This is a genomic window from Catenulispora rubra (assembly GCF_015356825.1).
Taxonomy (GTDB): domain Bacteria; phylum Actinomycetota; class Actinomycetes; order Streptomycetales; family Catenulisporaceae; genus Catenulispora; species Catenulispora rubra.
This window is the reverse complement of sequence record NZ_JAACYW010000580.1, coordinates 1-2,121: the sequence shown is the minus strand read 5'-3', so window position 1 is coordinate 2,121 and position 2,121 is coordinate 1. Positions and strand designations below refer to the sequence as shown.

Genomic DNA, 2,121 nt, shown 5'->3' with positions numbered 1-2,121 from the left:
CCACCACCGCACCGGTCCGCCGCCCCAACCGGATCAGCCCCTCGCGCCGCAACAGGTCGTAGGCCTTGTTCACGGTGTGCATGTTGATCCCGAGATCGGCGGCCAGCTGCCGCGTCGTCGGCAGCGAATCCCCCGCCACCAGCACCCCGGCCGCCACCGCCACCACGATCTGGTCGCGCAACTGCTGGTAGATCGGCACGTCGCCGTCGGGCTCCACGGTCAGGAGCAAGCTTCGGCCTCCTTCGAACTATTGCTATAGAACAGCTAGAACAATCCGGGTGTCAAGCGTCGTCGCAGGATGCTGCCATGCCATGCCATGCGGTGCCGGGACCGCGTGGCGGCTCTGGCGATCTCACCCCGCCCGGCTTAATCTGACGCACCATCAGAACCTCTCGCCACCACCCACGAAAGGCTCCCCATGTTGCTCCAAGGCAAGACGGTGATCGTGTCAGGGGTCGGCGACGGACTCGGCCGGGAGGTCGCGCAGGCGGCCTACGACCAGGGCGCGAACGTGGTGCTGGGGGCGCGGACAGAAGCCAAGCTGGCGAAGGCGGCCGCCGAGTTCGACCCCGCGCGCGTCGCCTACTCCCCGACCGACATCACCTCCGAGAGCGACTGCCTGCGGCTCGTCGACCTCGCCGTCGAGCGTTTCGGCGCCCTCGACGGCCTGGTCAACGTCGCGGCCATGGACCAGGTCTTCGGAGGCGTCAGCGACGCCGACTTCGCCGACTGGCGCGCCGTCTACGAGGTCAACGTCGTCGGCACCCTGCAGCTCAGCAAGGCGGCGATCCCGCATCTGGCGCGCGAGACCGGGACCACCGGCATCGTCCACATCCTGTCGCAGTCGATGTGGGTGCCGGCGACCGAAGTGATGCAGGCCGCTTATGCCGCCTCGAAGGGCGCCCTGCTGTCCGCCACCTATGGCATGGCCAAGGAACTGGGGCCGCGACGCATCCGGGTCAACGCCGTGGTGCCGTCGTGGATGTGGGGGCCGATGGTCCAGGGGTACGTCGCGTGGACCGCCGCGTCACAAAAAATCGCCGAGGAACAAATCGTCGCGTCACTGACCGATCGCATGGCGTTGCCGGAAATGGCCAGTGACGGCGACGTGGCGAACGCGGCCGTGTACATGGTGTCGCAATATGCCGGCGGGGTGACCGGTCAGTCGCTCGCCGTCAACGCGGGCGATTACCTGCGGTGACCGATCTTCCCTCGTTGTAGCAGGGTTGTGACGAAAGCGGGATGGGTCGGTTGAACGGCTGAGTGAGGATCGCGGTCATGTCCTCATCAGCTCGCACGTCGCCGGCGCGGCGTCCGGGCCCCGGCGGCGGTGGCCGTCCGGAGCGCGGGTCGTCGATACCGCCTCGGTCGGGGCGGCCCGTGCCGCCGCCGCCGGCTCCGGTACGCGGTCGCGCCTCGGGTCCGTCCGGCCGCGGTGGTTCCGCCGCCGGCCGCCGTCCCGCCCCGCGGCCGGGGTCCGACCCGGGCGACAGGCTGCTGGCGGGGGCTCCGACCTGGCTGCCGGCCGCGGCCGTGCTCGGCGGGCCGATGCTGGCCGCGATCCTCGGAAAGTTCGTCGGCGGTTACCACGGCCCGGTGTTCCTGCTGCTGACCATCGTCTCGGCCGGTGTGGCCGTCGCCGCGGCCACCGCGAACGGCCGCTGGTGGGTGGTCTCCGCGCTGCCGCCGGTGGCCTGGCTGGTCGCCGCGGTCGCCGAGCTGGCCTGGCACAACCCGCCCTACCCGGACACCAAGGCGAAGGCGGTCGGTCTGGTCCACGCGACGACGAACGTCTTCCCGGTGATCCTCGCCGCGCTCGTCGTCATGGGGTTGGTCATAGCCGCCGCGGTGGTGCGCGGACGGCAGAGCGGGGGAGGCACGCGTCGTGTCTGAGTGGTATCCGGACGAAGGTGGGGACCACCGCGGAAGCGGCGACCGGCGCGGGGGCGGCGGACGACGTGGCGCCGACCCCGGCTACGGAAACGGCGACGACGGCGGTTACGGCCGTGGCGGAAACGGCGGCAACCCCGACTACGGCCGCGGCGGCGGTCGCCGCGAAGAGCCCGAGCAGCCCTGGCGCGCGGCCCAGCGCCGCCCCGAACCCCCGCAGCAGCGCCGCCC

General features: G+C 71.3%; 3 protein-coding genes and 1 pseudogene. 3 read left to right on the top strand and 1 reads right to left on the bottom strand.

The features are described 5' to 3' along the window. On the bottom strand, window positions 1-229 hold a 229-nt coding region (locus tag GWK61_RS54220), incomplete at its 3' end, for a GntR family transcriptional regulator (protein WP_194922233.1). 189 nt (window positions 230-418) lie between these two features. Between GWK61_RS54220 and GWK61_RS54215 the strand changes: the two genes are divergently transcribed. The 3 genes and pseudogenes from GWK61_RS54215 to GWK61_RS54205 form a co-directional block, all read left to right on the top strand. Continuing rightward, complete coding sequence (locus tag GWK61_RS54215; protein WP_194922232.1) at window positions 419-1,201, top strand: SDR family oxidoreductase; 783 nt, start codon at window positions 419-421, stop codon at window positions 1,199-1,201. A 77-nt stretch (window positions 1,202-1,278) separates the two neighbouring features. Further along, window positions 1,279-1,893 (top strand): hypothetical protein, encoded by a 615-nt coding sequence (locus GWK61_RS54210; protein WP_194922231.1) that lies wholly within the window; start codon window positions 1,279-1,281, stop codon window positions 1,891-1,893. Next, window positions 1,886-2,121: pseudogene (locus GWK61_RS54205) on the top strand (hypothetical protein); the annotation flags it as partial. The gene GWK61_RS54210 and the pseudogene GWK61_RS54205, both read left to right, overlap by 8 nt.